Origin of the sequence: Amycolatopsis sp. PS_44_ISF1, assembly GCF_032335455.1 — a bacterium.
Lineage (GTDB): Bacteria > Actinomycetota > Actinomycetes > Mycobacteriales > Pseudonocardiaceae > Amycolatopsis.
In genome coordinates this window covers 455,028-480,190 of the sequence record NZ_JANUXO010000002.1, presented here as the reverse complement: position 1 = coordinate 480,190, position 25,163 = coordinate 455,028, and the positions used below count along the sequence as shown (strand labels likewise).

At 73.3% G+C, this 25,163-nt stretch carries 20 protein-coding genes; 9 read left to right on the top strand and 11 right to left on the bottom strand.

Features of this window, described 5'->3' with window-relative positions; translation table 11 throughout:
• Positions 1-209 precede the first annotated feature (209 nt).
• Positions 210-4,298 (top strand): glycoside hydrolase family 2 TIM barrel-domain containing protein, encoded by a 4,089-nt coding sequence (locus tag NYF13_RS16910; RefSeq protein ID WP_315657964.1) that lies wholly within the window; start codon positions 210-212, stop codon positions 4,296-4,298.
• Between the two features lie 263 nt (positions 4,299-4,561).
• Here the strand turns inward: NYF13_RS16910 and NYF13_RS16905 are convergent, their stop codons facing one another.
• On the bottom strand, positions 4,562-5,818 hold the full coding sequence (locus NYF13_RS16905) for an FAD-dependent oxidoreductase (protein ID WP_315657962.1): 1,257 nt from the start codon (positions 5,816-5,818) through the stop codon (positions 4,562-4,564).
• Positions 5,819-5,881: 63 nt separating this feature from the next.
• Between NYF13_RS16905 and NYF13_RS16900 the strand changes: the two genes are divergently transcribed.
• On the top strand, positions 5,882-6,466 hold the full coding sequence (locus NYF13_RS16900; RefSeq protein WP_315657961.1) for a TetR/AcrR family transcriptional regulator C-terminal domain-containing protein: 585 nt from the start codon (positions 5,882-5,884) through the stop codon (positions 6,464-6,466).
• A 108-nt stretch (positions 6,467-6,574) separates the two neighbouring features.
• Here the strand turns inward: NYF13_RS16900 and NYF13_RS16895 are convergent, their stop codons facing one another.
• The 3 genes from NYF13_RS16895 to NYF13_RS16885 form a co-directional block, all read right to left on the bottom strand.
• Positions 6,575-7,912 (bottom strand): FAD-dependent oxidoreductase, encoded by a 1,338-nt coding sequence (locus NYF13_RS16895; protein ID WP_315657960.1) that lies wholly within the window; start codon positions 7,910-7,912, stop codon positions 6,575-6,577.
• Positions 7,913-7,939: 27 nt separating this feature from the next.
• A complete protein-coding gene (locus tag NYF13_RS16890; RefSeq protein ID WP_315657959.1) occupies positions 7,940-8,371 on the bottom strand; it encodes a MarR family transcriptional regulator in 432 nt (143 codons plus the stop codon).
• Between the two features lie 68 nt (positions 8,372-8,439).
• Positions 8,440-9,033 carry a helix-turn-helix domain-containing protein gene (locus NYF13_RS16885; RefSeq protein WP_396287686.1) on the bottom strand — a complete coding sequence of 198 codons (594 nt, stop codon included), beginning with the start codon at positions 9,031-9,033 and terminating at the stop codon, positions 8,440-8,442.
• An 80-nt stretch (positions 9,034-9,113) separates the two neighbouring features.
• Here NYF13_RS16885 and NYF13_RS16880 point away from each other — a divergent pair, with 80 nt between their 5' ends.
• Complete coding sequence (locus tag NYF13_RS16880; RefSeq protein WP_315657956.1) at positions 9,114-9,605, top strand: DinB family protein; 492 nt, start codon at positions 9,114-9,116, stop codon at positions 9,603-9,605.
• Positions 9,606-9,736: 131 nt separating this feature from the next.
• Here the strand turns inward: NYF13_RS16880 and NYF13_RS16875 are convergent, their stop codons facing one another.
• Complete coding sequence (locus NYF13_RS16875; RefSeq protein WP_315657955.1) at positions 9,737-10,657, bottom strand: LysR family transcriptional regulator; 921 nt, start codon at positions 10,655-10,657, stop codon at positions 9,737-9,739.
• A gap of 85 nt (positions 10,658-10,742) precedes the next feature.
• Between NYF13_RS16875 and NYF13_RS16870 the strand changes: the two genes are divergently transcribed.
• Both NYF13_RS16870 and NYF13_RS16865 read left to right on the top strand, forming a co-directional pair.
• Positions 10,743-11,732 carry an NADP-dependent oxidoreductase gene (locus NYF13_RS16870; RefSeq protein ID WP_315657954.1) on the top strand — a complete coding sequence of 330 codons (990 nt, stop codon included), beginning with the start codon at positions 10,743-10,745 and terminating at the stop codon, positions 11,730-11,732.
• Positions 11,733-11,758: 26 nt separating this feature from the next.
• Positions 11,759-13,249: a bifunctional 3-(3-hydroxy-phenyl)propionate/3-hydroxycinnamic acid hydroxylase gene (locus tag NYF13_RS16865; protein WP_315657953.1), complete on the top strand. Its 1,491-nt coding sequence runs from the start codon at positions 11,759-11,761 to the stop codon at positions 13,247-13,249.
• Between the two features lie 103 nt (positions 13,250-13,352).
• Here the strand turns inward: NYF13_RS16865 and NYF13_RS16860 are convergent, their stop codons facing one another.
• From NYF13_RS16860 to NYF13_RS16840, 5 genes are all read right to left on the bottom strand, one after another.
• On the bottom strand, positions 13,353-14,516 hold the full coding sequence (locus NYF13_RS16860; RefSeq protein WP_315657952.1) for an acyl-CoA dehydrogenase family protein: 1,164 nt from the start codon (positions 14,514-14,516) through the stop codon (positions 13,353-13,355).
• A gap of 10 nt (positions 14,517-14,526) precedes the next feature.
• On the bottom strand, positions 14,527-15,699 hold the full coding sequence (locus tag NYF13_RS16855; RefSeq protein ID WP_315657951.1) for an acyl-CoA dehydrogenase family protein: 1,173 nt from the start codon (positions 15,697-15,699) through the stop codon (positions 14,527-14,529).
• A gap of 422 nt (positions 15,700-16,121) precedes the next feature.
• Positions 16,122-16,847, bottom strand: a complete 726-nt coding sequence (locus NYF13_RS16850) for a G1 family glutamic endopeptidase (RefSeq protein ID WP_315657950.1) — start codon at positions 16,845-16,847, stop codon at positions 16,122-16,124.
• 104 nt (positions 16,848-16,951) lie between these two features.
• A complete protein-coding gene (locus NYF13_RS16845; protein ID WP_315657949.1) occupies positions 16,952-18,139 on the bottom strand; it encodes a peptidase S8 in 1,188 nt (395 codons plus the stop codon).
• 433 nt (positions 18,140-18,572) lie between these two features.
• On the bottom strand, positions 18,573-19,790 hold the full coding sequence (locus tag NYF13_RS16840; RefSeq protein ID WP_315657948.1) for a PucR family transcriptional regulator: 1,218 nt from the start codon (positions 19,788-19,790) through the stop codon (positions 18,573-18,575).
• Positions 19,791-20,341: 551 nt separating this feature from the next.
• Here NYF13_RS16840 and NYF13_RS16835 point away from each other — a divergent pair.
• From NYF13_RS16835 to NYF13_RS16820, 4 genes are all read left to right on the top strand, one after another.
• Positions 20,342-21,265: a TIGR03619 family F420-dependent LLM class oxidoreductase gene (locus NYF13_RS16835; protein WP_315657947.1), complete on the top strand. Its 924-nt coding sequence runs from the start codon at positions 20,342-20,344 to the stop codon at positions 21,263-21,265.
• Positions 21,266-21,390: 125 nt separating this feature from the next.
• On the top strand, positions 21,391-22,974 hold the full coding sequence (locus tag NYF13_RS16830) for an NAD(P)/FAD-dependent oxidoreductase (RefSeq protein ID WP_315657945.1): 1,584 nt from the start codon (positions 21,391-21,393) through the stop codon (positions 22,972-22,974).
• Positions 22,974-23,891, top strand: coding sequence for an alpha/beta fold hydrolase (locus NYF13_RS16825; RefSeq protein WP_315657944.1), 918 nt, complete (start codon positions 22,974-22,976; stop codon positions 23,889-23,891). Before NYF13_RS16830 ends, NYF13_RS16825 begins: the two co-directional genes overlap by 1 nt.
• The gene (locus NYF13_RS16820) at positions 23,888-24,733 is read left to right on the top strand and encodes an SDR family NAD(P)-dependent oxidoreductase (RefSeq protein WP_315657943.1); all 846 of its coding nucleotides are present in this window, start codon (positions 23,888-23,890) and stop codon (positions 24,731-24,733) included. The genes NYF13_RS16825 and NYF13_RS16820 overlap by 4 nt, the downstream gene beginning before the upstream one ends.
• 50 nt (positions 24,734-24,783) lie before the next feature.
• On the opposite strand, the gene NYF13_RS16815 is transcribed toward NYF13_RS16820, so the two are convergent.
• Positions 24,784-25,014, bottom strand: a complete 231-nt coding sequence (locus NYF13_RS16815) for a PspC domain-containing protein (protein ID WP_315657942.1) — start codon at positions 25,012-25,014, stop codon at positions 24,784-24,786.
• Positions 25,015-25,163: the final 149 nt, after the last annotated feature.

Sequence of the window (25,163 nt, the reverse complement as noted above, 5' to 3'; positions counted from 1 at the left end):
CCCACTGTGATCCATCCCGGATCCGCCCCGGCGACCCCTCCCCCGGCTCATTCAGATATATGAACAGCCTGAATGCTCGAAATTGATCGAAACAATTGTTCTATTGACATGTTCAATCAACGGTGTTTGGCTACTGGACAACGTCAGCCGGCTCGGTGCCTTCGCCTCGGCCGGGCCTCCTCTCACCGCCGCCGGATGGGAGAAAACTGGTGCCCCGAACCACCCGGACCCTGGTGCTCGCGATGCTCGTCGCGGGGATTCCCGTCCCGGCCGCGGCTGCGGCCGGGCCGCCTTCGGTGCTCTCCGCCGCCCCGAGCGGCACCGGAACCGCCTGCTCGCTCCCGGCCCCCTGCTCACTGGAGACGGCGAAGCGCCTTGCCGCCGGACGCAGCGAAAACGGTGACGTGACCGTGCGGCTCGATGACGGCGAATACCGCCTCACCGAGCCGCTGCGGTTCACCGAAGCCGACTCGGGCCGCCACGGTCACCGGATCACCTACACCGCGGCGGCCGGGGCGAAGCCGGTCCTCAGCGGCGCCGAACCGGTCTCCGGCTGGCAGCCCGATCCGGCCGACCCGCGTTACTGGTCGGCGCCCATGCCCAACGGCACCGACGGCACCGACCCGACCTCGATCTACGTCGACGGGGTCCGGGCCGTGGCGGCGCGCGGGTTCGGTTGCCGGGCCGACCGGTGCCGGACCGACGAACGCGGCATCACCGGCATCGACCCGGCGCTGGCCGCCATCGCCGACCCGGCCGGGTTGCGCGTGGTGATCTCCGCGCGCTGGCGGGACTTCCACTGCCCGGTGCAGAAGATCGAGGGCCGGACCGCCGTGATCGCCCCTTCGTGCTGGAGCAACGCGAACCGGCCGACCGAGACCGGCTGGGAGTCCGCGAGCCCGCGTGGGCAGGCCTACCAGGGGGTCGACTGGTTCGAAGGCCGGCCCGAGCTGCTGGGCCCGCCCGGGCAGTTCGCCGTCGACCGGGCCGCCCACCGGCTGCGCTACCGGCCCCGCCCGGGTGAGGACCTGCGCTCCGCGCGCGTCGAGCTCCCCGGACCGGACCGGCTGCTGCGGCTGGAGGGCACCCTGGACCACCCCGTGCACGACCTGTCCTTCACCGGGCTGACCTTCACCGGCACCGGCTGGGACCAGGCCGGCACCCCGGACGGCTACGTCGGCGCGCAGGCGGGGTACCACCTCACCGGGGCGCACAGCGGGACGCTGCCGGGCGCGGGCGAGGACTACCAGCGCACCCCGGCGGCGGCCGAAGTCTCCGGCGGGCAGCGGATCCGGTTCGCCGGAGACGTGTTCACCCACCTCGGCGGCGCCGGGGTGACGCTCGCCGGCGGTACCCGCGACAGCCGGATCGACGACAGCACCTTCACCGACCTTTCCGGCGGCGGCGTGTTCGTCGGCGACCTCCAGCACGCCCCGGCCGACCCGCGGGCCAAGGCCGCGGGCAACGTCGTGGCCGGCAACACGATCGACCACACCGGGCAGGATTACCGCGACTCCGTGGGCATCACCGGCGGGTACGCCGACGGGCTGGAGATCTCGCACAACTCCGTGTCCGATGTGCCCTACACCGGGATCTCCGTCGGCTGGGGCTGGAACTTCACCGGTACCGGCGACACCCAGCGCGACGTGCTGGTGCGGGCCAACTCCGTGCACCGGTTCATGCTGACCCTGCACGACGGCGGGGCCATCTACACCCAGGCGCAGTCCCCGGGCTCCCGCGTCGAGGACAACGACATCCAGTTCGCGCCGGGGGTCAGCGCGAACGGCATCTACTGCGACGAGCGCAGCCGCTTCTACACCGTGCAGCGCAACGTGGTCCAGGGCGCGAAAACCGCGGGCACCCACTGGTTCTCCGCCTGGGCGCCGTGGAGCGGGCACCTCGTCGTGCAGGACAACTGGACCGACCAGCCGATCGCGCCGCCGCACGACCCGGGGCCGGACAAGACGTTCCAGCGCAACGCCATGGGGCTGAGCACCCTGCCCGCCGCGGCCGCCGGGGTGGTGCGCGAAGCCGGGGCCCGGCGCTCCGACCCGCCGCGCCAGGTCCGGTTCACCGGTGACGCCACCGGGGTGCGGACCGGACTGACCACTTTGGACGTCAGTGCCCCGGCCGACACCCTGAGCGTGCGCTACAGCGTCGACGACACCGCGGTGGCCGAGGTGACCCGGCACTACGCCGACGGGATCGGCTCCGCGCCGAGCTGGCGCACGCTCACCGACGCGTCCTGGTTCCCCTCGGGAGTCCACCGCCTGACCGCCGAAGCCGTCACCGCGCAGGGCCCGGTCCGCGCCTCGACTCCGCTGGTCACCCGGCGCGCGGCGGACCCGGCCGAGCTGACCGGTTCCTGGGACTTCGCCCCGGCCGAGGCGCTGCCCTCCGGGGTGCTCGCGGGCGACGCCCCCGCCGCCGTCCAGCCCGGTTTCCGGGATGCCGCCCTGCGGAAGGTCCTCGTGCCCGATTCCTACGGGGCCGTCCGCGACGCGTGGAACGACGACAGCGGCGGTCAGGTGCTCTACCGCCGGGAAGTGTGGCAGGACGGGCCGTCGGGCGTCGCGACGCTCACCTTCGACGGCTGCTCCTTCGCCTGCAACTACTGGGTCAACGGGCAGCGCGCCGGCACCTCGACCGGCGGGCACCTGCCGACCTCCCTCGAAGTCGGCGGCCTGCTGCACCCCGGCCGCAACGTCCTGGCCGTGATCGCCGACAACACCGCGTCGCTGGTCCGCTCCTACGGGATCAACACCGACCTCTACTGGAACTGGGGCGGGCTCACCCAAGGCGTGCGGCTCGAGCGCACCGGACCCGTCGCGGTGCGCTCGGTGACCGCCGACGGCGCCGCGGACGGCGCCCTCACCCTGCGCGCGCTCACGGTCAACACCACCGGGCAGGACAGGGCGGTGCCGGTCGAGGTCTCGGTCACCGACGCGCACCGGAAGACCGTCCTGCGCACCCGGGCCACGATCACCGCGCCGCGCGGGGGCGGCCGGAGCCCGGCGGTCCCGCTGCGGGTCCCCGGGGCGCGGCTGTGGTCGCCCGGGGACCCGGCGCTGTACACGGTCACCGTCGCCCCGGCCGGCGGCCCGCCGGTCACCACCCGGACCGGCTTCCGGACGATCACCACGACCGGGGGCGAGGTCGTGCTCAACGGGCACCCGCTGCGCGACCTGCGGGGCTTCAACCGCCACGCCGACTACCCCGGACTCGGCCGCACCCAGCCGGACGCGCTGGCCCACCAGGAGCTGAAGACCATGCGGGACCGCGGTTTCACCCTGCTGCGCCCGGCCCACTACCCGACCACCCCCGGGGAGCTGGCGGCCGCCGACGAGCTGGGCATCCTGGTGCTGGAAGAGGTCCCGGTCACCCAGGCCACCGCCACGCAACTGGCCAGCGCGAAGACCGTCGGCTACGCCGAGGACATGCTGCACCGGATGATCGACCGCGACCGCGGTCACCCGGCCGTGTTCGCCTGGTCGGTGGGCAACGAGAACGCGACGAACACCGGTGCCGGGGCGGCCTACGTCGGCCAGCTCATCGGCTACGGCCGCGCTCTGGACCCCACCCGCCTCTACACCCACGTCACCGCCTGGCGGACTGCCGACGAGGGCTACGGTTACGACGACTTCGTCGCTTCGAACCAGTACGCCGGCTGGTACTACGGCAAGCCCGAAGACATCGCCGGCGACATGGACGCCGTGCAGGCGGCCGCCGGGGGGAAGCCGATCGTGCTCTCGGAGTACGGGGCCGACGCCGCGGCCGGGCTCGACCTGGCCGGGAAGGGCGGCGAGTACTACCAGGCCGCGTTGATCGACACCTACAACCGGCTGCTCGAAAACCGGCCGCACACCCTGGGCCGGATGATCTGGACCTCCACCGAGTTCGCGCTGACCCCCGGCGGCGCGACCGGTGACACCTACGGCGTTCCCGGTTACCACACCAAGGGACTGATCAGCTACGACCGCCGGCACCTCAAGCTCGCCGGCCGGGTGATCACCAGCCCGGTGCGGATGGACCCGCTGCCCGCCCGGACCGGGCCCGGGCCGATCACCGTCACCCTGCGCAGCGTCACCGGCCAGGGCTCCGGCGGCGTGGTCCGGCTCGACGGCGACGACCGGTTCACCGCCGCGCCGGTGCCGTTCGTCCTCCCCCCGGGCGGCACCACCACCGTCACCCTGCGGGTGTCGCCCGCCCCCGGGCACACCCCCGGCCGGCTCATGGTCCGCGCGGTCGTCGACGACCGGACCGAAGCCCTCCCCCGACCGCTGACCATCGAGGAATGACCGTGCGCCGCCCGGGTCCGGCCACTCCGTCCACTGTGGAAATGTCCACTGTGACTGTGTCCACTGTGACTGTGCATAGTGGCGCGGGCCGGGCCGCGGCAGCCGTACCTGACCACCGGCTGCGACCGGAAGACCACGGTGGACCACGGAAAACGCGGCGCGGTCGAGAACGGCACGACCGGCACCGGCAGCGCGCCCACGGTGAGCGGCCCGTCGAGCGGGCCGCAGCCGCGGCTGCACGACCCGGGGGGGACCGGGTCCGGTCAGGCCACCGGTGATCCGGTCGCCGCCATCTCGGGGAGCTGCCACTGTCCGCCGCGATCGCTGCGGGCGAACCGGGCCGCGATCTCGGGCAGGCGCAGGGTGCTCAGGACGCGGGCCACGGTGAGCATCGCGTAGACGCCGGACCGGCCCTGGGGGAAGCCGAATCGCAGGAGCTTCGGGTTCACTGCGTCCTGGACGTGCTCGACGAACGGGCGCAACGTGGTTTCGTAGTGCTGAAGAGCGGTTCCGAGGTCGCCGGGGTGCGAGGCGAGGGAGTGCGCGAGCACGTGCGCGCCGACGAGGGCCAGGGAGGTCCCCATCCCGGAGTAGGGCGACGGGCAGTATCCGGCGTCGCCGAGCAGCACGACCCGGCCGCGCGACCACCGCTCGGCCCGCACCTGCACGACCTGCTGGGAGTAGAAGAACTCCGTGTCGCCGAGGCCGTCGAGGAAGCGGTCGGCCTGCCAGCCCGCGCCCCGGTACCGGTCGGCCCAGAAGCGCTTCTGCTCCTCGGTGCTCTTGCGGTGGATCGCGGCCGCCTCCGCGGACTCGTCCCACATCGAGAAGTACACCTGCGTGTCGGTGGCGTTGTGGCTCCGGCGCATGATCATCCGGCGGTTCCCGGCGAGGTAGCTGTCGCGGATGTCGTCGTCCGCGGGCAGCCTCGGCACGAACCAGTACGCCATGTGGATGCCGATCGGCCGGCACAGCTCGGGGGTGTCGGCGCCGAGCACCAGGGACCGCGTCCGCGAGCCCTGCCCGTCGGCCCCGATGACCAGGTCGAAGGCTTCGACGCGGTCGTCGGAGAACGTGACGACGGCCGCGGTTTCGTCCTGCTCGATCCGGGCCACGGTCACCCCGTAGCGGTAGTCGACCCCGTCGTCGACCGCGTCGCGCAGCACCCGGACGAGGTCGCCGCGCATGAGCTCGTACTCCGAGGTCATGGTCTGCGCGCCCTGGCCGGAGGTGTTGGCCATCACCTTCCCCCAGCGGACGCCCTTGTGGTCGACGAACGCGACACCGGGCTCGGCGACCTTGATGGCGCGGACGGCCGGCAGCAAGCCCATCCGTTCGACGGCTTCGATGCCCTGGCCGCGCAGGTCGACCTGGGCGCCCGAAGCCCGCAGCCCGGGGTGCCGCTCGATCACCACGATCTCGTGACCGGCCCGCCGCAGCCAGAACGCCGCGGCTTGACCGGCGACACCGCCTCCGACGATCAGCACGCGCATCCGGCCGCCGTTGCTCAACTGGTTCATCTCACTGCTCCCTATCGGTGAAAGGTAAACTCATCGTCGCCTATCACTGATAAGGTGTCAAGGGTGTCGAAGCTGAGCCGCACCACCGTGGTCGAAGTCGCCCTGGAAATCCTGGACGAAGTCGGTCTCGATGCCGTTTCCACCCGGCGCATCGCGCAGCGCCTCGGGGTCGAGCAGCCGTCCCTCTACTGGCACTTCCCGAAGAAGGCCGATCTGCTCACCGCGATGGCCGAAGCGGCACTGGCCGGACACGTGTCCCGGCCCCTGCCCGAGGCCGGGCAGGATTGGCGGGCCTGGTTCGCGAGCAACACGGGAAGCTTCCGCACGGCGCTCCTGGCGCACCGCGACGGGGCCCGGCTCCATGCCGGCACGGTGCCGCGGGCCGAATCGCTGGCCCGGGTCCTGGGCAAGATGGACTTCCTCTACGCCTCGGGCGTTCCGGAGCGCGCCGCGCAGATCGCGATGGTCTCCGCCAGCCGCTTCACCATCGGGTGCGTCCTGGAGCAGCAAGCCGACGAGGACCAGTCCGCGACGACCGGCGATCCGGACCAGCCGTCGCCACCCTTCAGCCACACGGAGGCGTTCGAACAAGGACTGGCGATGCTGATCGCGGGCATCCCCGCCGCCGATCCCCCGGCCGCGGGATGACCGGCACCCGGTCCGGCCGAAGGGGACGGACGAGCATCAGCGCCTGAAGAGGCTTCCGCCGGTCCCGGCCGCAGGCTCTCGGTCCACTCCGGACTGTCTACTGTGGCCCTATCCGCCTCCGCCCCGGGGCGGGCCGAGCCAGCTCTCCAGAACCGGTTCCAGCGCGTCCCGGTCCACCTCCCCGGCCCAGGCCACGTACCCGTCCGGTCGGACGAACAGGACCGCCGGGGCGTCCGCCGGGGCCGTGGTGACCAGCCGGAGGCGGCCGGCGTAGGCCGCGGCCGGCTCGCGCAGGGACCCCGAGGAGTCCAGCAGGAGGGCGCGGCCGTCGTGCAGGTGGTCGGCCAGGCGGGAACCGTCGACCAGGGCGTAATCCGGGGCGCTGGCCCCGATCAGCGGGTGCTCTCCGGGCAGTTCGTAGCGCTGCCGGAGGCCGGAGATCATCTTCGCGAAGTAGGTGGCGCCGTCGGCCGTCCGCGCCAGGGCGGCCACCACCTCGCGCAGCGCCCGGGCGTGGGGGTCCGGGCGCATCAGGGCGATCTGGGCCCGCGTCCAGCCCAGCACCCACGCGCCCAGGGGGTGCCGCTCGGCGGTGTAGGTGTCGAGCAGCCCGGCCGGCGTGAAGCGGGTCAGGCTGGTGATCCCGGTGATCGTGACCTCGGCGCCGGTCACGTGGCGGATCGAGGCGCGCAGGTCCGCGGCGGTGGCGGGGGTGTCGCGTGCGGACGGGGCGCCGCCGAAGGCGATGGTGGTGATCCGCCCGCGCGGCGGGTCGTTGACGTAGACCCCGGCCGGGGTCGTGTGCCAGCCGGTCGCCAGGCCCGCCAGACCGTCCATTTCGGCCACGGCGTGGTAGGCGGTGATCTCCGGCTCGGTGCCGGGGAAATCGAACCCGGCCAGCTTGCGCACGGTGCTGCGGCCGCCGTCGCAACCGACGAGCCACCCGCACCGGAACCGCTCCCCCGCGGCCTCGACCGTGACCCCGCGGACGTCTTCCCGGAAGCCGGTCACCGCCGCCCCGCGGCGCACCGGCACGCCGAGGCCAGCCGCGTGCCGGGCCAGGATCGCCTCGACCTGGCGCTGGTGCACCAGGTCGACCAGGTCCGGCGGGTGCAGGCCGGCGAGCTCGGGATCGGACTCGGCCGGCAGCTCGTCGGTCAGCGGGATCGCCGCGAAGTGGCCCGCGAACCGGGGCCGCCCGCCCGCGCCGGCCAGGAACGAGACCGACCACTCCGGCTCCGCCTGGGCCCGGCGCACCTCGGGAAGCAGACCGCGGCGGTAGAGCGCTTCGACGCTGGGCCGGTTCAGCGTCCCCGCCTTGAGCATCGGCGAGCTCTCGGCGCGCCGTTCCAGCACGATCACCGAGGCCCCGCCGATCCGCAGCTCGGCGGCCAGCATCAGCCCGGCCGGGCCGCCCCCGGCCACCACCACGTCGTACCCGGGCATGCGATCTCCCTCCTCAAGCGACGGTGCTCAGCGCGCCGCCGTCTCGATCAAGCGCCGGACGATCGGCCCGGCAACCTCCATCGCCGAGCGCAGGGCCACCCCGTCCTCGGGCGAAAGGGTGGCCAGCAGCTCACCCAGCCGGTCGTGGCGGGCCCGCAGGCGCCCGGCCACCAGGGCTCGGCCGGCGTCGCTGATCGCGATGAGGAAGGCTCGGCCGTCTTCGGGATCCTTGACGCGGGCCACCAGGCCCAGCCGCTCCAGCCGCTGCACGAGCTGGCTCATGGAGGGCTGGCTGACGCCCTCCGCCGCGCCCAGCGCGCTCAGCCGGGCCGGTCCCTCGCGGTCCAGCCGGCCCAGGCACATCACCGCGGTGAACGTCGGCCCGCCGGGCTCGGTCAGGTGCCGCAGCACCAGCCGCACCACCTCGTCGAACGCTTCGGTCACGACCTCCGGTTCCATCGGCCATTTATATCACATGCCTATGTAAATTTCGCGACGACTGCCCGGTGCTGTCCACTGTGGACCCTTTAGGACCCGGTCCCGTCCCGGTCCGGATGGTCCGGGCTGGTGCGCAGGTGCGCGCGCATCCCCGACAACCCGAACAGGATCAGCAGCTCGACCGCGCCGCCGTCGGCGCTGCCCAGCCAGTGCGGCCGGGCCGTGTCGAATTCGGCCGCCTCGCCGGGCGGGAGGACCAGGTCGCGTTCGCCGAGCACCAGGCGCAGGCGGCCGTTGAGGACGTACAGCCATTCGAAGCCCTCATGGGTCTTCGGATCCGGCTCCGGCGGCTCCGCCCGCGCCGGGATGATCATCTTGAACGACTGCATCCCGCCCGGCCGCCGGGACAGCGGCACGAAGACCAGGCCGAAGCGCCGGATCGGCTTCAGGTGGATCCTCGGGTCGCCCGTGTTCGGGGCGCCGACCAGGTCGTCCAGCGGGACACCGTAGGTCGCGGCCAGCGGCAGCAGCAGTTCGAGGGTCGCCCGGCGCTGCCCGCTCTCCAGCCGGGACAGCGTGCTCTCCGAGACCCCGGTCGTCGCCGCGAGATCGGCCAGGGTGATGCCGCGTTCACGGCGCAGCGCGCGGAGCCGGGGCCCGACCGCGTCGAGCACGTCGTCCATTCGTGGGTCCACCGGCGTCACCTTGCCACAACCGCAAGTTTCCGTGCCGGAACCGGGTGGGCCGGGCCAGACTGCCCGTCATGCCGACTCCACGAACCAGCCGCCGCGCGGACGCTCCGCCACCCCGGTCCGGCAACAGCGAGGCCGAAACCCTGCGCGCCTTCCTCGACTACCTGCGCGCCTCGATCGCCAGGAAGGTCGAGGGCGCCCCCGAACCGCAGGTCCGCACGCCCGGGGTGCCCTCGGGCACGAACCTGCTCGGCCTGCTCAACCACCTGACCTTCGTCGAGCGCGCGACCTTCCTCGGCGAGGAGGTGGCGAGCTGGCCGTCGACGTTCCGGGCCGCGGACGCCGACAGCGTGGCCGACGTCGTCGCCCGTTACCGGGAGACGGTCGAGCGCGCGAACGCCGTGCTCGACGAGTGCGCCGATCCCGGGGCCCCGCTGCCCCGGCCGGGGCGCCCCGCGCCGAGCGTCCGCTGGGCCCTGACCCACCTGATCGAGGAGACCGGGCGCCACGCCGGCCACGCGGACATCCTCCGCGAGCAGATCGACGGCGCCACCGGGCGCTGAACCCCCGATCCCCCGGAACCGGACCCGTGACCACCGCGCACGACCCGCGCCGGGCGGGCCCGCCCACGATGACCCGGAGTTCGCCGCCCCTTCCGGCACGGGTTCACCGAAGCCGAGGGCGGCCGGATGCCCTACCCGAGCGAGTCGATCAAGGGCTGGACCGCGGCGGCCAGGTGGTCGCGCAGCCAGCGCGACGCCGGGTCTTCGTCAAGCCGGCGGTGCCAGCGCAGCTCGACCTCGACCGGCGGCAGCTCCAGCGGGACCTCGTGCCACCGCACGGGCACCCCGCGTTCGACCAGGTGCTGGGCCATCACCCGGGAGACCAGGCAGAGAGCGTCCTCCTCCAGCGCGATCAGGCAGGCCACCGCGTAGGACGGGACGACCGCGATCACCCGGCGGGAGCGGCCCACGCGTTCCAGCGCCTCGTCGAGCGGGCCGCGCGACCGGCCCCGGCGGGAGGCGGAGATGTGCGGGTGCGCGCACAGGTCGTCCACCGTCAGCGCCGGGGCCCGGCCCAGCGGGGAATCGGCCGCCACCAGCGCCACGAAGTGGTCCGGGAACAGCGGCCGGGTCACCAGGTCCGGCGGGACCGGGCCGGCGAGGCCGATCTCCAGGTCGAGCGAGCCGTCGCGGAGCTGGTCGGGCTCCTTCGAGTCCTGGGCGGCGAACCGCAGGCGGACGTCCGGGGCCTCGGCCGCGATCCGGTTGATCAGGCGCGGGGCGAGGGCCGGGACGAGCCCGTCGTTGACCCGGATGGCGAAGGTGCGCTGCCAGGTCCGCGGATCGCTGCCCTCGGGGTCGGCCCGGAGCCCGGCCGCGGCTTCCAGCAGCGCTTTGACCTTGGCCGCCGAGGCCAGCGCGAACGGCGTGGGCACCAGGCCACGACCGGCGCGCACCAGGATCGGGTCGTGCATGGCCACCCGCAGCCGGCCCAGGGCCCGGCTGGTCGCGGGCACGGACAGGTGCAGCCGGGCCGCGGCCTCGGACACGCTGCCGGTGTCCATCAGCACGTCGAACACGCGCAACAGGTTGAGGTCCAGCTGCTCGGCCACGGGCCCTCCCGGTTTGCGTTTGAAGCAACATATAAGTGTCAAGTATGCATTGGACATCAAGTCGGAGCGGTCCGAGACTGGGTCCATGACCGAAACAGCAGCAGAGACCCCCGCCCGGATCGTGCGTCCGACCGCTTACGGCGCCCCCGGCGTCCTGGCCGTCTTCGAGGTCCCCGTCCCGCAGCCCGCCGCCGGAGAAGTGGTCGTCCGGGTGCGTGCGGCCGGGGTCAACCCCATCGACTGGAAGCTCTACAGCGGTGCCTTCCACGACGTCGAGGAGGAGCACCAGGACTCCGCCGGGGTCGCCGCCGACGAGCTGCCCTCGCTCGGCCTGGAGTGCGCGGGCGTGATCACCGCCGCCGGGCCGGAGGTGACCGGGTTCGCGCCCGGGGACGAGGTGATCGTGTTCCCGGCCACGGCCGCCTACGCCGACTACGTCACCGCGCCGCTCGGCTCGCTGATCCGCAAGCCCGCCGGGCTGGGCTGGGCCGAGGCCGGGGCGCTGATGCTGGCCGGCACCACGGCCACGCACGTCCTGCACGCCGCCGGGGCCGGTGAGGGCGACACCGTGCTGGTCCACGGCGCGTCCGGCGGGGTCGGCCTGATGACCGTGCAGCTCGCCATCGCCCGGGGCGCGACGGTGATCGCCACGGCCGCGGAACGCAACCACGGCCGGTTGCGCGGCTTCGGCGCCACGCCCGTGACCTACGGTCCCGGGCTGCCGGACCGGGTGCGGGCCGCCGCGCCCGGCGGGATCACCGCCGCGGTCGACCTGGTCGGCACCGGCGAAGCGTTCGAGACCTCGCTGGAACTCGTCGCCGACCGGCAGCGCATCGCCACGATCAGCGGGGACGACCGGCACCTGGCCGCCGGGATCAAGGTGCTCGGCTACGGGCCGGGGCAGGACGCGGGCACCGAGCTCCGCAACGCCGCCCGCGCCGAGCTGGCCGAGCTGGCGGGGACCGGCGCGCTGCAGGTGGTGATCAGCGCCGTCCACCCGCTGGCGGAGGCGGCGAAGGCCCACCAGTCCGGGCTGGACGGGCACGCGCCCGGAAAGCTGGTGCTGGAGCCGTGAAGCCGGTGTCCGCGGGAGAAGCACCGGTGGACGTCGCCGTGGTCGGGTGCGGTCCGGTGGGCCTGACGCTCGCGGCGCTGCTGGGCGAGGCCGGGCATTCCGTCGTGGCGTTCGAGCGGTACCCGGGCCGCTACGGGCTGCCCCGGGCCGCGAGCTTCGACGGCGAGACCATGCGCACGTTCGCCGGGCTGGGGATCGGCGGGGAACTCGGGCTCCACCCCCAGAAGACCTACGAGTGGCGCAACGGCGCGGGTGAGCTGCTGATCGCCATGGACTGCCCGGAGGCCGGGCCCAGCGGCTGGCCCGACCTGGCCATGTTCCACCAGCCGAGTCTGGAGCACGCGCTGCACGCCCGGTGCGCCGCGATGTCCGAAGTGGACGTCCGGTACGCCACCACGGTGACCGGTCTGGACCAGCACGAGGACCACGTCACCCTGCGGACGGACCACGGCGGCCCGGTCTCCGCCCGTTATGTGGTCGGCTGCGACGGGGGCAACAGCTTCGTTCGCGAGGCGCTGGGCATCGGTCAGGACGATCTGGGCTTCGCCGAGCCGTGGCTGGTCTGCGACTTCGCGCTGCGGCGCCCGGCCGCCGAGCTGGGGCTGCCTTCGTGCCTGCAGATCGGCGACCCGGCCGAACCGACCACCGTGCTGACCACGGGGGCCCGGCGCCAGCGGTTCTGCTTCATGCTCGAAGACGCCGGGGAGATCGAGGAGCACCGCACCGAGCAGGACGCCTGGACGCGGGTGGCGCGGTACCTCTCCCGGGAAGAGGCCGACCTCGAGCGGGTCGCCACCTACGTGTTCCGGTCGCTGGTCGCCCACCGGTGGCGCGAGCGGCGCGTGCTGCTCGCCGGGGACGCCGCGCACCAGATGCCACCGTTCCTGGGCCAGGGCCTGTGCTCGGGGGTGCGCGACGCGGTGAACCTCGCGTTCAAGCTGGACCTCGTGCTGCGGGGAGGGTGGGACGGGGACGTGCTCGACACCTACCAGAGCGAACGGGAGCCGCACGTGCGCGGGGTGCTCGCCACGAGCATGGAGCTGGGCCGCCAGCACACGCTGCGCGATCCGGCGCTGGCCCGGGAGCGGGACGCGCGGCTGGTGGCGCGGCGCGGCGCGCTCGGAGCACCGGAGCGCATCAGCCTGCCGGACCTCGGCCCCGGGCTGCTCGGCCGCGGCGGGGGCGGGTTGTCGGTGCAGGGCCGGGCCGGGGACGGACGGCGGACCGGGCGGCTGGACGACCTCGTCGGCGGGGGTTTCCGCCTGCTGGTGACCGAGGAGGCACTGCCCGGCCTCGACCTGGCCGCGCTCGGGGCGGCCGGGGTCGAGGTGGTCGGCTTCGGCCGCCGCCCGGGCGGTCCGGTGGTGACCGACCCGGACGGGACGCACCGGCGCTGGCTGGCCGGCCTCGGCGCGGCCGCGGCGGCGGTGCGCCCGGACCACTACGTGTTCGCCGCCGGGGCGGACGCGCGGGCGGTGGCGGCGGAACTGCTGGCCGTCCTCGCCGGCCGGGGCTGACGGGAACCGGCCCGAGCCCCCGGGACGCGCGGGACGGACCCGGCGCGCCTGAACCGGCGACGGCGGGCGGGTACCGCACCGTCACCGGTTCCGGGCCCGGCGGTCAGGCGGTGACCGCCTCCGCGTTGTTCAGCAGGGCCGAAGGCGGGTCCAGCAGAGCGTCCGACGCCAGGGCGCGCCGGCGGGCCGCGTCGACCCCGCCGAAGCTCTCGGTGATCGCGGTCAGCCGGGCGGCGTGGTGGCCGACCTCGGATTCGTAGGTCATGCCGATGCCGCCGTGGAGCTGGACGATCTCCTCGGCCGCGGTGGTGGCCGCGTCGGCGACGAAGACGAACGCGTCGTCGGCCACCGAGCCCAGGTCGACCTCCGCGCCGTTGTCGCGGGCTTCCAGCGCGGCAGTCGCCCACAACGCCATCGAACGGGCCAGCTCGACCTTCGCGTACAGGTCGGCCGCGCGGTGCACGAGCGCCTGGAAGCTGGCGAGCGGGACCCCGAACTGCTTGCGCGTCTTGAGGTACTCCACGGTCAGCGCCAAGCCGGTCTCCATCAGCCCGATCGCCTCGCCGGTCACCGCCACCCGCGCGCGGGCGAAGGCGGTGGCGAGCCCGGCCGCGGCGTCGGCTTCCCCGGTGCCGAGCAGCACCGCGGGCGTGTCGGCGAACTCGACCTGCGACGCGTGGCTCCAGTCCGCCGAGCGGCCGTCCGTGCGGGTGCTGCCCTCGGCCCCGGCATCGACGAGGTACACCTGCGTCCGGCCGTCTTCGGCGGTCGCGGTGACCAGGAGGCGCCCGGCCTGGTCGGCGTGGCGCACCGGTGCCTTGACGCCGGTGAGCGTGCCCGCTGCGGTGGCGGTCACCGCGCGGGCGGCGCCCCAGGGCCGGCCCGGCTCGGCGTGCGCGACCGCGATGGTGGTGCCGCCGCCCGCCAGCTCGGGCAAGAGCTGCTTGGCCTGCTCCGCCGTGCCGAGCGCGGCGATCAGCCACGAGGGCAGGAAGACGCCGTCCAGCAGCGGCTCGGCCGCGGCGTGCTTGCCCATCGCCTCCAGCGTCGCGTAGACCTCCACCGGTCCCGCGCCGACGCCGTCGTGGTCCTCGGCGACGGTCAGCCCGGTCAGCCCCAGCTCGCCCAGGGTGGACCAGACCTTGGCGTTCCAGCCGAGCCCGGTGCCGGTCGCGGCCGCGCGCCCGCCCGCCGGGTAGCCCCGGCCGACCGCGGCGTCCACGGTCTCGAACAGCAGCCGCTGATCTTCGTTGAATTCGAGGTTCATGCCTTAGTCCTTAGAGCCCGAGGATCGTCTTGGCGATGACGCCGCGCTGGATTTCGTTGGAGCCGCCGAAGATCGACAGTTTCCGCAGGTTGAGGTACTGCTCGGCGGAGACCGACGCGGCGTGCTCGGCCCGCAGCGGGGCTTCGGCGTCGAGCAGCAGCCCGTCCGGGCCCGCCGCGTGCATCCGCAGCCGGCTCAGCGCCTGCAACGCCTGGGTGCCCTCCATCTTGAGCAGGGAGGACACCGGGCTGGCCGCGCCGTTCTCGGACGCACCGGTCACCCGCATCTGCGTGGCCTCCAGGGCCAGCAGCGTGGTCTTCGCGGTGTGCATGGCCGAGCGGAACTGCGGGTCGGCGGCGAGCGGGCCGTCCTCGGTCTCCTGCCCGGCCGCCGCCGCCGCGAGCTCGCGGTAGATCCGCTGGCTGGTGCCGACCTGGGCGATGCCGTTGCGCTCGTTGCCGAGCAGGAACTTGGCGTAGGTCCAGCCCTTGTTCTCCTCGCCGACCAGGTTCTCCGCCGGGATCTCGACGTTGTCGAAGAAGAACTCGTTGACCTCGGAGCTGCCGTCGACCAGCTTGATCGGGCGGTGCTCGATGCCCGGGGTGGCCAGGTCGAGCAGCAGGAAGGACAGGCCCTGCTGCTTGCGCGGGGCGTCCGGGTCGGTGCGCGCGAGCACGAACATCCACTCGCCGTACTGGCCCAGCGTGGTCCAGGTCTTCTGGCCGTTGAGCACGTAGGCGTCGCCCTCGCGCCGCGCGGTGGTGCGCAGCGAGGCCAGGTCCGAGCCGGCCTCCGGCTCGGAGAAGCCCTGCGACCACCAGATGTCCAGGTTGGCCGTGGCCGGGAGGAACTTCTGCTGCTGCGCCTCGCTGCCGAATTCGGCGATGATCGGGCCGACCATGCTCACGTTGAACGCCAGCGGCGTGGGCACGGCGTTGCGCTGGAGCTCGGAGGCGTAGATGTGCGACTGGGTCGGGGTCCAGCCCCGCCCGCCCCACTTCTGCGGCCAGTGCGGCACCGCGAGCCCGTGCTCGTTGAGGATGCGCTGGCTGGTCACGATGTCTTCGCGGGTGATGCGGCCCAGCGCGGTGCGCCGGCGGACGTCCTCGGGGATGGCGCCGAGGAACACCTCCCGCAGCCCGTCCCGGAACGTGACGTCCGCTTCGGAGAGTTCCAGATCCATGTCCTTCGGTTCCCTTTCGGCGAGGGGTTCGTTCGTCCGTGATCACCCGGCCACCCGAACATAAGGGGCGGCGGGCCGATCCGCGCAGCCGGTACCCGGACGAGCAGTGGCTCACCACCGACGCTAAGCAATCACCGGGCGTAAGGGAATGACCGAGTTCCACGGATCGGTGTGACCATGGCGATCACACCGGATCCGCGGGGACGGCGTGTCGGGGAAGAAGTCGCAGGCCCAGGCGTTACCGCGGCGTGGTCACGCGGCCTGCTCGCACCGCCGGACGCGCTGCCTCGTCCCGGAGGCCGGCCGCGACCCCCCGATCGCGGTCTGCGGCAAGCGGCGGCGGGCCACCCACCGGCCCCGGAACGCGGCCTGGCCGGTGGGCCCTCGCGGACCCACCGGCCAGGCCGGGACGAACCTCCTGCTCAGTATCGGATCTGCCCGGGCCTCGTCCCCTCGGCGTGGTGCCGGGCGAACCCGCCGCCGGTCATGGAGAAGGCTCCGTCGGACAGCGGGCCCGGCTGGTAGCCGCCGCTGTCGAGGCCCTGCGGCGAGTAGCTGTCGAACACCTGGCCGTTCACGGTGATGCCGGAGAAGTCCAGCCGGGAGAACGACGGGTAGCTCTGCGACGGGGATTCGATGACCGCTTCCGCGCTGACGTCGGAGGCGCCCAGGTTCTGCGTCGTGTGCTCGGTCCAGCCCGCGGTGTCGTCGGTGAGCGTGATGTCGTAGTTCCCGCCGCCGGTGTCCTGGACCTTGCCGGTGAAGTGGTCTCCGGCGCTGACCGCGTCGTCCCAGTAGACCGGCGCGGCCGGGTACATCTCGTACCACGCCCGGTACTGCGGCGAACCGTTCTCGCAGTTGGTCTCCACCCCGGTCTGCTCGACGGTCTGCGAACCGTAGCCGTCGACGCCGACCCAGGGGGCGAACAGGTCGTTCTGGGAGTTGCAGGTGACCTCGGGCTCCACCCAGGAGCCCGAGATGGAGGTGAATCCCGACCCGGTCGCCACGTACCCGCCCCAGACGTTGTCCTGCGGGGAGTGCGGGGCGTACCCGCCGGCGGAGGCCGTGGCCGGGGCGGCCAGCGCGGCCACCGCGAGCGCCGCGGCGAAGGCGATGGTGCCGCGTTTTCTCGACGAACAGATTTTCATGATCTCGCTCCTGTGCGCGGGTCCGGAAAAGGCGGAGGTCCGCCTGGGAAAGGTGCGGGTGGGAAACCGCCGGTCCCCCACCCGCACCGGTCGTGGCTGCTCGGTCAGGCCGCGAACGCCGAGGAGCCGTTCGGGGTGCCCAGCCCGGTCGGGCCGTCCCAGCCGGGGCCGGCGTTGCACAGCTGGCTGGCTTCGCAGGAACCGTTGCTGCCGCTGGTCACGTCGAACAGGCCGTCGGTGTGGGCGTAGGGGTAGGAGTTCGGGCTGTCCGAAGCACCCGGCGCGCCGGCCAGCGCGTAGACGCTGGCGATGATCGGCGAGGAGGCGCTGGTGCCGCCGTAGACCGCCCAGCCGGAGCCGCCGTAGGTCTGGTAGACCGCGACGCCGGTGTTCGGGTCGGCGACCGCCGAGACGTCCGCCTCGGCGCGCTTGTCGCAACCGGTGTCCACATTGGACTGGAACGACGGCTTCGCCACGGAGCTGGAGCAACCGCTGCCGGCCCCGCTCCACGCCGTCTCGCTCCAGCCGCGGCTGGAGCCGTCCGCGGTCAGCGAGGTGCCGCCGACCGCGGTGACGCCGGCGCCGGTCGCCGGGTAGCTGGCGCCGTAGCCGCTGTCACCGGTGCTCGCGGTGACCGCGACGCCGGGGTGGCTGTAGTACTGCGAGTCGTAGGTGGCTTCCGACCCGTCCTCGCCGCCGCCGTAGCTGTTCGAGACGTACTTGGCCCCGAGCGAGACCGCGGTGTTCACCGCCGTTCCGAGGTTGTCGATCGTCGCGCTGTCGGCTTCCACCAGCAGGATCTTGCACGCCGGGCAGGTGGCCGAGACCATGTCGACGTCGAGCGAGATCTCACCGGCCCAGCCGCTGTCCGGATCCGGCAGGGGGCTGGCCTGCCCGCTCTGGTTGACCTTGCTGAAACAGCCGTTCGCGGTCGAGCACTCGGGCAGGCCGAACTGCTGGCGGTAGACCGCGAGGTCGGACTCCGCGTTCGGGTCGTCGTTGGCGTCCACGATGGCCACGGTCTGGCCGGACCCGCCGTCGCCGAGCTTGTAGGCGGACTTGAGGTCGGAGGGGCCCAGCCCCGACGGGGCGGCGCCCGGGGCGAGGACCGCGGGCTCCTTGACGTCGGTCCGCTTGAGCGCGAAACAAGTGGCCTGACCCGGCCGCACGTCCTGGTTGCAGACGTGGGCCGCGGCGGGCCGGACCGGGGCCGGGGCGGCCTGCGCCGGCAGCGAACCTCCCAGGGCCAGGGCGAACGACGCGAATCCGACAAGAACTGACAGGCCTCGCATACTTCTACGCATAGTGCCTCCAATTTTTTCGCTCGATCTGCCGGGAATTCAACTCAGCCGGTGGAAAGTAAGCAACCCTTCGGAAGTCGGGAATGTTTCTTCCGGAAATGCTTTCGTACCGCCGAACGGACTAATACTTCGGACGGTGCGGCACTCGTTTATCGCTTCGCTGAAACTCGCCGAACATCGGCATTGAGCTGCTCGAACATCCGAAAAGACCCATTTGACCGAGGTCGGCCGGACACTGGTCGATCCATTTCCGGGCTCGATGTCCGAGAATGCACTTTGGCGGGTACCGCCCGGCCGGGGAACGCGGTACACCTGACCGGTTCGGGTGCTGGACGTGATTTCCCCACCATCCACGACTGCCGCCGCCGGGATATCGCGGAACCCATTACCGGTGTCCATCACCCCCGCGACGGAACTGCTTTGGTCAGACGTCGCCCCGCCAGCGAAGGACTTCCAGGGCGACCCCGACTTCGAGGGGGTGCTCGGCCAGCGGACGGGGCAGCAGCCGGTCCGCGCGGTTGAGCCGCCGCAGCAGGGTGTTGCGATGGGTGAACAGGCGGGCGGCGGCCTTCGAGGCGTTGCCCTGCTCGGCGAGGAAGGTGCGGACCGCCTCGGTCACCTCCGGCGGGGCGCCCTCGAGTTCGCCCAGGACCCGCTTGACGAACCGGTCGGCGCGGTCCGGCGCGCTGGTGACGAGCGCGACCAGCTCCACCTCGTCGTGCGCGGCCAGCCGGTGCCCGGAGGTGAGCCGGGCCAGCATCTGCTGGGTGGTGAGCGCGTCGAAGTGACTGCGGCGGAACCCGTCGACCCCGGCCGCGGCCGGCCCGAGGGCGATGCGCACCGACGGCAGCTGCTCCAGCGCCGCCCGCACCTGGGCGACGTCCGGGCGGCCGTGCGCCCACACCCAGCGGGTCGCGGTGCTGGCGAGCACGCTCAGCGGGCGCGTCTCGCCCGCCGCCGCGGCGAGGGCGTCGGCGGCCCGGTCGAGCTCGCGCAGGTCGGCGTCGGGGTCGTCGGTCCAGACGACGGCGGCGGTGTGCGTCCGTTCCAGCGCGTAGCCCAGGCGCGTCTCGGCGCGCACGCGGGTGATCGGCGCGCCGTCCAGCACCAGCGCGACGATCTCGCGGCGCTCGGCGTGGGTCCCGCGGGTCAGCTCGCCGCGCTCGGCGCGCATCCGCTCGGAGATCACGGCGACGGTGGCGTCGACGAAGGCCGCGATGGACCGCAGCGACACGTCGAGCATCGCGCGCAGTTCCCCGGTGTCCGTGGTGAGCGAACAGGCGATCTGCACCCAGAACCGCTCCGCGACCCCCTGCCCGATCCGGTAGGCGTCGAGCGAGGACTCGTCCAGCCCGCGCCGCACCAGATCGCGCGCCACCTCCAGCGGCGCCTCGCTGTCGTTGGCCCGGACCGGCTCCCCCGGGGCCCGGAGGTTGGCCGCGGCCCAGAACACCAGGTTGGACCGGTTGGTCCGCCGCGTCCCGGCGGCCAGCACGGGGTCCCCGGCGATCGGCACCATCGCCGGACTGGCCAGCGTCGCCTCATCCAGCTCGGCGAGCCACTCCGGCGGCGGGTTGAGCGCGATCTCGGCGCCCTGGCGGATCAGCTCCCGGATCCGGGGGGAGGGCAGTTCCCACGACATGGCGTCAGGGTAGCGGTGCAGAGTGCACCACAGCCTGCTCGGCACGGTGCGGATTGCTGCTTCCGGTCCGGAGAACGCTGCCGGAGGCAGTTACCTTACTCACCATGCTGCTGGGGGCGAGCCACCGGCTGCTCGGCGAGGATTGAACGGCAAGGACTGCGCGGCGAGGACGGTCCAGCGAGGACGGTGCGCGAGGCTGAACGGCAAGACTATGCGGCGAGGGCGGTACAACCAGGACCGAGCAGCAAGGACTGTGCAGCAAAGACCGTGCAGCGAGGGCCGTGCGGCGAAGGCCGTTCGAGGAGGACTGTGCGCGAGGGCTGAACGGCAGAGACTGTGCGGCCAGGACTGAGCAGCAAGAACTGAGCGCCAGGACTGGGTGGCTAGGACTGGGTGGCCGGGACTGCGCAGCGGGCCGTGCACCTCCCCCGTCACCGGCGGATCACCGGCATCAATCCACGCGGCATCCACGCGGCCCACCCCCGGCCACGTCGCCGGGATCACCGGGCCGCCCGGTCGGCCGACGGGCCGGGCGGTCGTAGGCTGGCCGGATGGAGATCGGATTCGGCGCCCCCGCGTCCGGGGCCTGGGCGGGCGCGGTCCCGCTCGCCCGGTTCGCCGAGCGGGCGGAAGAGCTGGGCTACTCGTCGTTGTGGACGTTCCAGCGCCTCCTGGTCGGAGCCGGCCAAGAGCTGGCGCCGGTGTACCAGAGCGTGCTCGATCCGGTGGTGGCGCTGAGTTTCGCCGCGGCGCGCACCACGCGGATCCGGCTCGGGGTCGCGGTGCTGAACCTGCCGTTCGTGTCCCCGGTCCACCTGGCCAAGCAGGCCGCGACCCTCGATCTGCTCTCCGGCGGCCGGCTGGACCTGGGGCTCGGGGTCGGCTGGTCGGCGGTCGAGTTCGCCGCGACCGGGGCGTCGACCGCGCGCCGGGCCGCGCGCACCGAGGAGTACCTGCGGGTGCTGCGCACGCTCTGGGCGGACGAGGTCAGCGAGTTCGCCGGCGAGTTCTACACCGTGCCGCCCAGCCGCATGCGGCCCAGGCCGGTGCAGACACCGGGGCCGCCCGTGCTGCTGGGCGGGGGCGTGCCGGCGGCGGTGGCCCGGGCCGGGCGCATCGCCGACGGCTGGCTCAGCGCCAGCGGCGAGGACCTGACCAAGATCGCCGGGCAGATCGAGACCGCGCGCCGGGCCGCCGCCGAGGCGGGCAAGGACCCGTCCGCGCTGCGGTTCGTCTGCCGGGGCGCGGTCCGGGTGGGTGCGGAGCGGCCGGGGCCCGACGGTCACCGCCGGCGGCTGACCGGCAGTTACGAGCAGATCCGCCAGGACGCGGCCTGGCTCGGCGAGCAGGGGGTCACCGAGCTGTTCTACGACCTGAACTGGGACCCGCTGATCGGCAACCCCGCCGCGGACCCGGCCGCGGCTATCGCCCGGGCCGAGGAGATCCAGTCCGAACTGGCGCCCGGCCGCGGCTGAGATCCGGCCGAGCGGTGCACTCTGCACCACATCGCCGCCATATTGGTGCCGATCGCCCTTGGCGCCGCCGCAGCCCGGGCCGGACGATGGGGACCGTCGACCACCACCGTTGGGAGTTGCCGCCGATGTCCTCCGCCCCCGTGCCTTCCGGCGCCGTGCCGTCCGGCGCCGTGCCGTCCGGCGCCGTGCCGTCCGGCGCCGTGCCGTCCGGCGCCGAACACCTGGACGTGCTGATCGTCGGCGCCGGGATCTCCGGCATCGGCGCGGCCTACTACCTGCAGCGCGATCACCCGCACCGCTCGTTCGCGCTGCTCGAGGCCCGCGGGGCGACCGGCGGCACCTGGGACCTGTTCCGCTACCCCGGCATCCGCTCCGACTCCGACCTCTACACCTTCGGCTACGAGTTCAAACCGTGGACGGACGAGGACTCGATCGCCGACGCCCACAAGATCCTGGCCTACCTGCGGGAGACCACCGCCGAATTCGACCTCGACCGCCGCATCCGGCTGCACCACAAGGTCGTCGGAGCCGCCTGGTCGTCGGAGCAGGCCCGGTGGACGGTCGAGGTCGAGCGCGCCGACACCGGCGAGCGCACCACGCTGACCTGCGACTGGCTGTTCAGCGGCGGCGGTTACTACCGCTACGACGAGGGCTTCACCCCGCACTTCGAGGGCCGGGAGCGCTTCCCCGGGCCGATCGTCCACCCGCAGGCCTGGCCGGCGGACCTGGACTACGCGGGCCGGCGGGTCGTGGTCATCGGCAGCGGCGCCACCGCGGTCACGCTGGTGCCGGCCATGGCGCCGACCGCCGCCCACGTCACCATGCTGCAGCGGACGCCGAGCTACATCCTGCCGATCTCGAAGAGCGACGCCCTCGCCCAGCGGTTCAAGCAGGTCTTCGGCGACGAGCGCGGGCACGCCATGGCCCGGTGGCTGGGGGCCTTCCGGCAGCGCGCGGTCTGGCGCTTCTGCCGGAGGTTCCCGAAGGCGGCCCGGCGGATCATCCGCTGGGTGACCGCCAAGCAGCTACCCGCGGGCTATCCGGTGGACGAGCACTTCAACCCGCCGTACGACCCGTGGGACCAGCGCCTGTGCCTCGTCCCGGACGGCGACCTGTTCCGGGCCATCCGCTCCGGCCGGGCCGGCGTCGTGACCGACCGGATCCGCACGTTCACCGAGAAGGGCCTGCTGCTGGAGTCCGGCCGTGAGCTGGAGGCGGACATCATCGTGACCGCCACCGGGCTCAACCTGCAGCCCTTCGGCGGCATCCCGCTGACCGTCGACGGCGCCGAGGTCGACCTCGCCGACACCGTGGCCTACAAGGGCATGATGCTCTCCGGGGTGCCGAACCTGTCCTTCGCCATCGGCTACACCACCGCCTCCTGGACGTTGAAGGTCGGCCTGCTGTGCGAGCACTTCTGCCGGCTGCTCTCGCACATGGACGCGCACGGCCACACCGTCTGCCGCCCCGAGCCCGCCGATCCGGCCATGCCGACCCGGCCGTTCCTGAACTTCGGCGCCGGCTACGTCCAGCGCTCGGTGGACCGGCTGCCCCGCCAGGGCGACCGCGCGCCCTGGCTGACCTCGATGGACTACCACTCCGACGTCAAGGTGCTGCGCCGGGCCAGCGTGCTCGACCCCGAGCTGCACTTCTCCCGCGCCACCGCGCCGGCGCCGGCCGAGCCCGCGGCCGAGGCGGTGGGCCGCTGATGCCCGCCGGAGACCGGTTCGCCGAACTCCCGGCCGGGCCCCGGATCTGCTACCGCGCCGAGGGCCCCGAGGACGGCCCGGCCCTGGTGCTGATCGCCGGGCTCGGGCTCGACCTGACCTCCTGGCCGCAGCGCCTGGTCGACGGGTTCACCGGCCGCGGTTTCCGGGTGATCCGCCTGGACAACCGCGACGCCGGCCGGTCGAGCCGGATCCCCCAGCGGTCCCCGGGGCGGCTGCGGCTGCTGCTGGCCCGGCCGCGGCCCGGGGCCTACGACCTCGGCGACCTGGCGGCCGACACCGTCGGGCTGCTGGACCACCTCGGGGTCGAGCGGGCCCACCTGGCCGGGATGTCCATGGGCGGGATGATCGCCCAGACCGTCGCGGCCCGCCACCCCGGCCGCGTCGCCACGCTCACCTCGATCTTCTCCACCACCGGGAACCGGCGGGTCGGGCAGCCGGCCCGCTCGACGCTGCGGTACCTGGCCCGGGCCCCGGCCCGCACGGCCGCGGAATCGGCCGCACGGCACCTGGCCCTGCTCGCGCACATCGGCTCGCAGACGCTGCCGCCCGACGCCGGGCTGGAGCACGCCTGGGCCAAGGCCGTGTGGGAGCGCACCGGCGGCCGGCTGCCCGGGGTGCCGCGCCAGATCAGCGCGATCCAGGCCTCGGGCGACCGCACCGCCGAACTGCGCCGCATCACCGCGCCCACGCTCGTCGTGCACGGCGACGAGGACCGCATGGTCCACCCGAGTGGCGGCCGGGCCACCGCGCAGGCCATCAGCGGCGCTCGCCACGTCGAAATCCCCGGGCTGGGCCACCACCTCGCGCCGGGGGTGCTCGACCGGCTGGTCGAGCTGACCACCGAGCTGGCGCGCACCGCCGTACCGTCGAAAACCCGTTCAGGAGGCATCCCATGAGCAGCGTGCACGGCAAGGTGGCCGCGGTGACCGGAGCCGGTTCCGGCATCGGCCGCCGGCTCGCGTTCGAACTGGCCCGCCGCGGCGCGCGCCTGGCCGTGTCCGACGTCGACGAGCTCGGCCTGGCCGAGACCGCGGACCGGGTCAAGGCCCTCGGCGCCGAGGTCCACTCCGCGCGGCTCGACGTCAGCGACCGCGAGGCGGTCGAAGCCTACGCGGAGACCGTCGCCGGGCATTTCGGTGTGGTGCACCAGATCTACAACAACGCCGGGGTCAGCGGCGGCCGCGGCGGCGTGCTCGACAACGACTGGGCGGACTACGAACGGGTCCTCGGGATCAACCTGTTCGGCGTCATCCACGGCACCAAGGCGTTCCTGCCGCACCTGATCGCCTCCGGCGACGGGCACGTGGTGAACGTCTCCAGCCTCAACGGGATCATGGCCCAGCCCGCGCTCAGCGACTACTGCGCGGCCAAGTTCGGCGTCCGCGGCTTCACCGAGAGCCTGCGGGCCGAACTGCTGCTGGCCCGCCACCCGGTGCGGGTGAGCGTGGTCCACCCCGGCGGGGTCAAGACCAACATCGCCAACGCCGGCCTCGAACGGGGACGGCAACTCGGCCTCCTGACCCCGCGCGCGGAGGCCAGGGCCCGCGTGTACAACGAAAAGCTGCTGAAGATGCCGGCCGAACAGGCCGCGGTCATCGTGGTCGACGGGGTGGTCGCGGGCCGCCCGCGCATCCTGGTCGGCACCGACGCCAAGGCCATGGACCTGATCGTCCGGCTGCTGCCCCGGCTCTACCCGAGGCTGGCCGTGGAGTTCGAGCGCCGGGTGATGAAGGGCTGATCCCGGCCGGGCCGAGACGGGTCCGGCCGAGGGGCAGGCCGCCGGTGCGGTCAGCGGCGCCGGGGCGCGTTCGGGATGGCGAACCACAGCACGAGGTAGAGCAGGAACTGCGGGCCGGGGATGAGGCAGGAGACCACGAACAGCAGCCGCACCTGGTACGGGGTCCAGCCGTAGAAGTCGGCCAGCCCACCGCAGACGCCCCCGAACACGTAGTGCTCCCGCGAACGCATCAGCTTGCGCGGCGCCGGGGCGGGCACGGGCGGGTTTTCGGGCTGGGTCATGGAAAATCCTCTCTGGAGCCGGACCGCGCACGGGCGATCCGGCGAAGTGGTTTCGAGGGCCCGAGGACCATCGAGCGGGACGAGAGCGGGATTTCGGGGCACGGCTGCACCGCGGCGGCGAGCGGCCGGACCACCGGGCCGCGGCGACG